We start from the raw sequence: 7,112 nt of genomic DNA, 5'->3' as shown, positions 1-7,112 counted from the left end.
ATTTTGCACCAGCGAAAGCCTAATGCCGCAATAAAGACGAGCCTGGAAAATCACCTGAAAAACGGATTGCGGCACGCCCTCAACCAAAAAGAAAGCCCGCCTCATAACGCCCAACTAAATGGCAAAAACCAAACCCATTCACTCAACCGAACCAGCCATAACCTCAAAAATGAACCGAACCAAAAGTGGCACGTGTTTTTGTCCTTTTAAGTTGTTTGTTATGTGAAACTTACTCGTACATCTTGCCCATGTGTTTTAACCAGCCATTCGCATGCTTGTTTTGCGGGTCTTTATGAGTCCAGTGAATTACCCCACCGTTGTGGTTCCATTCATATTCACCATAAAACTGCACATGGTCACCAACACTCAAACTTGAAATTTTTGGCGCAAGGTCAATGTTATGAGCAACCAACAGAGTTTGCTTGTTATTGAGTTGCAGTATGAATCTTTGATGCCTTGAGCCTTTATTATCATCTGATAGCAAGCGAATAACCTTTCCTGAGCCCATAATTTGAACATTACTTTGCTGATTTTCGAAAGCCTGCATGAGCTGAAAATCATTAGCCTGCGCATTAAAAGTAATGACACCGAATACAATTACCAATAAGGCTATGAAGTTTTTCATACTTCCTGATTTCTCCGTTTCACATAACGCCGCATTAAGGTGTGAGCAGCGCTTGGCTATACTTGAGCGAAGCGAAAGCGCCAAGCGTTGCGAATCACTCTTAAATGCTTTGTTATGTGCGCGGCTATATGGTCACCGAACTAATTAATCTCCATTGGTGTTAGTCCGGATATTAAGCTTCCACTTAACAGCACCCTGTGAAGTCGTATGTTGATGATGATTTTGGGGAGGGAAAGGATCACCAGCATTAGAAGTAATTTCCTTTTTACAACCGATGCAACGATATATCCCCGACACAGGCACTTCACTTCCTGGACCGTATGAGTTAGTCCAATGTGCTTTATCAGCCACAGCCTGTGTTAAATTTGAAGTATCGATATACCAAGACATATTATATTCCTTTGTAATTAAGTAAGCCTAAGACACTAAACCATTGTGAAAATTATTTCATAGGCGCATCACACAATTAGAGCACATAACGCCGCGTTAAGGGGGGAACAACGCCAACCACCTAACCTAAACCATTGTGCCGTAATCACTTAAACCGATTCAAACTAAAAATGCCAAGCGTTGAGAATCCCTCTTAAACGCTTTGTTATGTGAATTCCCGATTGAAACGCCTAACTTTTGTACGCATATTTTTCATAGGTGATGATGTATTAAACTGAATCATGCGCCCTAGAGTCCATAGCTCATACCACGCTACACCATACAACTCATGATCACTTAAACTTGAAATGAGTAGAAGTATCTCGTTAATCGTAAACTCTAGTTCAACAAGCAGATCACTGTATTTCCAGTCACGATATTCTTCGTGGAAACTTTCGGCTAGCAACCCAAGTTGGTTCCATTTATAGCCAGTTTCAGGAAAATCCACATGCTGATTTTGAGATTTTAAACGGTGCCATTTTAGAACGAGTTTTCCCCAACCAATCAAGTAAGCGACTGTATCACTAACGCTAATAAATGTGCCTTTAACGTTCCCTTCTACGCCGACTTTGCGGGCTTTACTTTCAGGGATTGAGCGATAGTCGACCATTAGTTTGGGAAATATTGAGTTTATGGCTAACTCCAATTCATCCTTATTTTTTGGTACAGAAGACAATTTCGACCTCCATTCACATAACGCCCAACTAAAGGGCAAAAACCAACCCCATTAACCCAACCAAACCAGCCGGAACCTCAAAAACAAACCGAACCAGAAATGCCGCGTGTTTTTGTCCCATTTAAGTTGTTTGTTATGACGGCGGCCCACACCGAACAAAAACCAGCCAATTCAAAGAATTAAAATGAACCGACCACGGAGAATAACTTAAAGACACAGCGTTTCGATCAGTTTAACCTTTTTCGATGACACAAAATTAAAGCGGTGAGCCACCGGAGTTCACAAGCTCATTTTGCACCAGAGAAAGCCTAATACCGCAATAAAGACGAGCCTGGAAAATTACCTGAAAAACGGATCACGGCACCCCCTCAAACCCAAAAGAAAGCCCGCCTCATAACGCCCAACTAAAGGGCAAAAACCAGACCTAATTTACCCAACCGAGCCAGCCGGAACCTCAAAACCAAACCGAACCAAAAATGCCGCGTGTTTTTGTCCCTTTGAGTTGTTTGTTATGACGGCGGCTCCGAACCGACCAAAAACGGCTGATTCAAAGAATAAGATGAACGAGCATCAACGCCAAGATTCAGGACACCGCGTTTTCAAGCGGCTTAACCCTTTTGAATAAAATAATCAAAGCGGTGAGCCATGAAATGAAAATGCCCATTTTTCACCAGCAAAGGCCTACAGCCGCAATGAAGATGAATCTGGAAAATCGTCTGTAAAGCGAAACGCGGCAAGCCCCTGAAACAAAAAAGAAAGCCCGACCTCATAACGCCCTGTTAAGGGGTGAGCAACGCAATACCAAAGCCACCGCATACCACCTTAACCACTAAATTCAACGCATAGTAAAAATGCCACGCGTTGCGAATCCCTCTTGAACAGTTTGTTATGTGAACTGCTACAACAAGCGACTATAAAAAATGCTTAGTTCATCAAGGTAAATTTCACTAACATCATCTTCGTTCCAAGCCCATAATTCTTTGGGAACGAGTTCGAACACCTTGTGGTGAGGTGCATTTAAAGTGGGGACACAATAAACAGGAAGATATAACCTGCGAGTTTTGATTTTATAACTAAGTTCGCTGTCTTCAATGAGGTTAAATTGATCAGCTGTTATATCAACCAAAATACCTTCACTTTCTACCCACCAATGCCCAACTTCACCGCCACGCTTTTTAGATATACCAAAGACAAGGTATATAGGCTTACTATAGCCTTTTTGGGCTAAGTGGTAGCAGAACAACATTGAAGCATGTTTACAAGCATTAATTGGAAAATCAGAACCAAAATAGAACCAGCCTTTATCAACAACTGATTCTATTTTACTTCTTACCCAAGCCGCTTCTTCGTGAAGGTTTATCATTTTTCTCCTGTTCACATAACGCCCAATTAAGGGGTGAGTAACGCAATACCAAAGCCGCTGAATACCACCTTAATCACTAAAACCAACGCATACCAAAGATGCCACGCGTTACGAATCCCTCTTGAATTGTTTGTTAGTACGCTGCCCTCAAAGCCTTTGGCACTCGCCAAGATATTGAAATATAGCACGAAAACTGAAGCCTAAAACGCTGAAGCTAAAGGGACAGCTGCCAAACTAGAACTCAATCTCAAAACGCAAGTTGGCGAGAAGAAAAACTTGCTTAGCTGCCCTATTTTCGCCGTGTTCAAATTAGCAAAGGATACGGGCTTTAGAACTAAACGACCGCGCCAAAGAAATTCGTTCTTTGACGAAAATCTCTCAACACCAAAGAAGCCGCACCAGAGAAATAGCCCGAAAGTTAGAAACCGTAAACGGTGAAATCAACGCGTACACAACTCATATAGTGCCACCGGAAAGAACGTGAAAGGCACATTTGACCAGGTGTAAAGCAAGGACAAGAAACCAATAAACACCAGAAATTTTACCTTTGATGCCAATCCAGTACTAACGCCGCATTAAGGTGCGAACAACGCTAAACACCTAGCTTAAACCATTGCACCTTAAACACTAAAGCCAAGTTTAAACTGAAACCGCCAAGCGTTGTGAGTCACTCTTAAATGCTTTGTTATACGTGTATTTATGTGACTCATAGTCCGTAGATATAAAGTCTACAAACACCGATCATTGCCTACTGCATAGAGGAGCGTAGCATGGTTGAAAGTGCATTGTTAGATTCATTTGGACTACGAGTTAAAGAACTGAGAAAGCAACAAAAAATAAGCCAAGAGAGGCTTGCCGAAATTTCCGAACTAGACAGGACTTACATTAGTTCAATAGAGCGCGGTCAACGAAATGTCAGTTTGTTAAACATAGTCAAAATCGCTGCTGCATTAAAAACCACTGCTAGCTACTTGCTTGAAGGAATTGAGGTGAATAATGAGCAGTATTAGCAAAGCATATGATTTGTATTCCAAGCACATTTATGACGAAGAAAAAATAGAACTATTAAAAGCACATGGGTTAAAAGTCGCTGGTTCTGTATCATCCGTAATGTGGGAGCTTTTTGGTGCAATGCTGACTGGTCGCATAGCGACCGGGACAACTGGTGCCGATTTAAATGGATGGGAAGTCAAGTCAGCCAAACAAGGAGGATCATTTGAGTACCAGTACCACTTGAATACCGGTGAACAGAAATTAAACGAAGATTGTGAAGTTAACCACCTTTTTTGTACATACTCTGAAAACTACCAAGATGTAACTGTCAGAGTTTTAAAAGGTTCTGAACTTTCTGAGCCATTTTTCAATAAATGGAAGCCTCTGTATTTTGCTAACTACGACAAGTCAGCACCAGATGGTAAGCGTAGACAACGATTTAGAAAAAACATTCCTTATCGATACGTAGAGAACAACGGCACGCTAGTATTAGAGATAAAAGAAGGTAAACTGCTCTTCCGAGACGATAGCGTAATTGATAGGTTTAACTGATGAAAACATTTTGCGAATTTTTTGCTGGTGTAGGGCTTGTTCGCGAAGGACTCCACTCGCAGCATTGGCAGTGCCTATGGGCAAATGATATATCCGAAGATAAACAAAAAACCTATGAGTCTAACTACGGTAGTCAAGACTTCTGGTTAGGTGATGTATGGGATCTTGTTAATGAACCAGAACAACTCCCTAGCGATGCTTTTTTATATACTGCATCTTTTCCATGCACTGATCTTTCTGTCGCTGGTAACAGAGCAGGACTCTCAGGTTCAGAGTCTGGAACTCTAAACGCACTATTTGAAATTTTACGTAGTAAAAAAGAAACTGATTCGTTGCCTAAAGTTGTTTTACTTGAAAATGTCAAAGGCTTCCTAACTAGCCACAAAGGCGAAGATGTTAAACACACAGTCAAGGAACTATCTAATCTAGGATATTTTGTAGACATCATTGAATTAGATGCTATTGATTTTACTGCTCAAAGTAGACCTCGAGTTTTTTGTATTGCAGTGTTAGAACCGTTAGCGAAACAGACAATGAAATTAAAAAGCAAAGTAACTTTGCTTGATTCTTGGTGGAGTGATTTTGATAAAAATCCTCGTTTACGCTCAAAAAAAATTAAGAACATTATTCTAGATTCAGAAGAGCTTAACTGGGGTTTGTTTGACATAGCCCCTCCTACAGCATCAAACCAACGCCTAAATGATATTATTGAAGTAAGTATCAAAGAAGAATCTAACCTATGGTGGAATACCGAAAGACAAGAACACCTTTACTCTCAAATGTCTGACTCCCATAAAGCTATCTTAGATAAAATGACACATTCAGATAACTACCAATATGGAACTGTCTATCGTCGTATGAGAAAGGGAAAGTCAATGGCAGAACTTAGAACTGATGGGTTTGCAGGTTGTCTACGTACACCACGTGGTGGTTCCAGCAAACAAATAGTGATACAAGCAGGTAAAGGGGGGTGGAAAGTAAGACTATTGACCCCGAGAGAGTACGCTAGATTGCAAGGAGTACGGGATAGCTTTATTTTACCAGATAACGCTAACAAGGGATATTTCGCTATGGGAGATGCTGTATGCGTTCCCGTAATTGAGTTTATCGCCTCTAAGATATTAGAACCGGTATTTACTCAACACTTACTTAGTGAACCTAAACTGCATAGTGCGGCTTGAGCTGCCGCACGTATAACGCCCGGCTAATGGGCAAAAACCTATACCATATGCACTCAATTTAACCAGCCGAAACCCAAAAGTAAACCGAACCAAAAATGGCACGTGTTTTTGTCCCGTTGAGCCGTTTGTTATGACGGCGGTTGCCGACGCTACCACTTACCAACTAACACTTGAAAGTCGCTCACGCTCTCGGCAAACCATGGTCAGCAACAACGCATACCTGTTGTGCCATTGGTAAATTCCGTCCAATAAGCCGGTAAACTTCGCAACACCAAATAATATGAACTAACCAATAAAGGAAAAACAACGTTGATCTATGAACTGAAAGCGTTGATTCTGCGGGATAATCGAAGCGCAAGCAAAGCCAATAATGGATACGGTAATACCGGTGTTCAGCAGAGCTTACCTATATTTGAAAACCGACCTCATAACGCCCAACTAAAGGGCAAAAACCAAGCCTATTCACTCAACCGAACCAGCCGTAACCTCAACAACAAACCGAACCAAAAGTGGCACGTGTTTTTGTCCCTTTAAGTTGTTTGTTATGACGGCGGCCCCAAACCGTACAAGCCATGCCGACCAAGACGATAATATGAACGAACGCTGGCACAAAACCCAAAGACACCGCTATTTCAATCAGCTTAACCTATTCCGTTATGTGCATAAAGCGGTGAGCCACTGGGTTTCAAAAGCTCATTTTGCATCAGCGAAAGTTTACAGCCGCAATGGGTGTAAACCTGAAAAATTTGCGGAAAGACGGAACGCGGCGAGCCCCTAAAACCAAAAGGAAAGCCCGACCTCATAACGCCCAACTAAAGGGCAAAAACCAAACCCATTCACTCAACCGAACCAGCCGGAACCCTAAAAACAAACCGAGCCAAAAATCGTGCGTGTTTTTGTCCCATTTAAGTTGTTTGTTATGACGGCGGCCCCGAACCGAACAAAACTGGCCGACCCAAAGAATAAGATGAACGAGCATCAACGCCAAAACTCAAGACACCGCGTTTTCGAGCGGCTTAACCCTTTTTAATAATTGGTAATTAAAGCGGTGAGCCAACGAATGAAAAGGCCCGTTTTGCACCAGCGAGAGCTTACAGCCGCAATAAAGACAAAACTGGAAATTACCCACAAAACGAAACGCGGCAACCCACTAAAATCCAAAAAAAAAGCCCGCCTCATAACGCCCAACTAAAGGGCAAAAACCAATCCTATTCACTCAACCGAACCAACTGGAACCTAAAAACAAACCGAACCAAAAGTGGCACGTGTTTTTGTCCCTTTGAGTTGTTTGTT

Annotated in this window: 8 protein-coding genes; 4 read left to right on the top strand and 4 right to left on the bottom strand. The window is 41.9% G+C overall.

All coding sequences use genetic code 11. The annotated features are described in order from the left end of the window. Positions 1 to 210 (top strand): hypothetical protein (locus CSW98_RS17775; RefSeq protein ID WP_232733552.1); only part of this gene is annotated, 210 nt, incomplete at its 5' end. 19 nt (positions 211 to 229) lie between these two features. On the opposite strand, the gene CSW98_RS17420 is transcribed toward CSW98_RS17775, so the two are convergent. From CSW98_RS17420 to CSW98_RS17400, 4 genes are all read right to left on the bottom strand, one after another. Beyond that, positions 230 to 625 carry a DUF3465 domain-containing protein gene (locus tag CSW98_RS17420; protein WP_100801748.1) on the bottom strand — a complete coding sequence of 132 codons (396 nt, stop codon included), beginning with the start codon at positions 623 to 625 and terminating at the stop codon, positions 230 to 232. 144 nt (positions 626 to 769) lie between these two features. Then, a complete protein-coding gene (locus tag CSW98_RS17415; protein WP_100801747.1) occupies positions 770 to 1,015 on the bottom strand; it encodes a protein L in 246 nt (81 codons plus the stop codon). A gap of 205 nt (positions 1,016 to 1,220) precedes the next feature. Then, the gene (locus tag CSW98_RS17410) at positions 1,221 to 1,730 is read right to left on the bottom strand and encodes a ClbS/DfsB family four-helix bundle protein (protein ID WP_100801746.1); all 510 of its coding nucleotides are present in this window, start codon (positions 1,728 to 1,730) and stop codon (positions 1,221 to 1,223) included. Between the two features lie 898 nt (positions 1,731 to 2,628). Further along, entirely contained in the window at positions 2,629 to 3,093 is a 465-nt protein-coding gene (locus CSW98_RS17400) for a hypothetical protein (protein ID WP_100801745.1), read from the bottom strand. A gap of 770 nt (positions 3,094 to 3,863) precedes the next feature. On the opposite strand from CSW98_RS17400, the gene CSW98_RS17390 reads away from it, so the two are divergent. Genes CSW98_RS17390 through CSW98_RS17380 form a run of 3 tightly spaced genes read left to right on the top strand, consistent with a single transcriptional unit; the run spans position 3,864 to position 5,819 of the window. Further along, positions 3,864 to 4,103 carry a helix-turn-helix domain-containing protein gene (locus CSW98_RS17390; protein WP_100801743.1) on the top strand — a complete coding sequence of 80 codons (240 nt, stop codon included), beginning with the start codon at positions 3,864 to 3,866 and terminating at the stop codon, positions 4,101 to 4,103. Continuing rightward, a complete protein-coding gene (locus CSW98_RS17385) occupies positions 4,090 to 4,638 on the top strand; it encodes a hypothetical protein (RefSeq protein ID WP_100801742.1) in 549 nt (182 codons plus the stop codon). Before CSW98_RS17390 ends, CSW98_RS17385 begins: the two co-directional genes overlap by 14 nt. Beyond that, positions 4,638 to 5,819, top strand: a complete 1,182-nt coding sequence (locus CSW98_RS17380; RefSeq protein ID WP_100801741.1) for a DNA cytosine methyltransferase — start codon at positions 4,638 to 4,640, stop codon at positions 5,817 to 5,819. The genes CSW98_RS17385 and CSW98_RS17380 overlap by 1 nt, the downstream gene beginning before the upstream one ends. The last annotated feature ends 1,293 nt before the right edge of the window (positions 5,820 to 7,112 follow it).

Source organism: Vibrio sp. HA2012 (assembly GCF_002812955.1).
In the GTDB taxonomy this organism is placed as follows: Bacteria; Pseudomonadota; Gammaproteobacteria; order Enterobacterales; family Vibrionaceae; genus Vibrio.
This window is presented reverse-complemented; position numbering and strand designations above follow the sequence as displayed.

Bases quoted from the DNA above. Each gene is read 5' to 3' on its own strand.
- CSW98_RS17420 (WP_100801748.1), bottom strand. From the start codon at position 625: ATGAAAAACTTCATAGCCTTATTGGTAATTGTATTCGGTGTCATTACT.
- CSW98_RS17415 (WP_100801747.1), bottom strand. From the start codon at position 1,015: ATGTCTTGGTATATCGATACTTCAAATTTAACACAGGCTGTGGCTGAT.
- CSW98_RS17400 (WP_100801745.1), bottom strand. From the start codon at position 3,093: ATGATAAACCTTCACGAAGAAGCGGCTTGGGTAAGAAGTAAAATAGAA.
- CSW98_RS17390 (WP_100801743.1), top strand. From the start codon at position 3,864: ATGGTTGAAAGTGCATTGTTAGATTCATTTGGACTACGAGTTAAAGAA.
- CSW98_RS17385 (WP_100801742.1), top strand. From the start codon at position 4,090: ATGAGCAGTATTAGCAAAGCATATGATTTGTATTCCAAGCACATTTAT.
- CSW98_RS17380 (WP_100801741.1), top strand. From the start codon at position 4,638: ATGAAAACATTTTGCGAATTTTTTGCTGGTGTAGGGCTTGTTCGCGAA.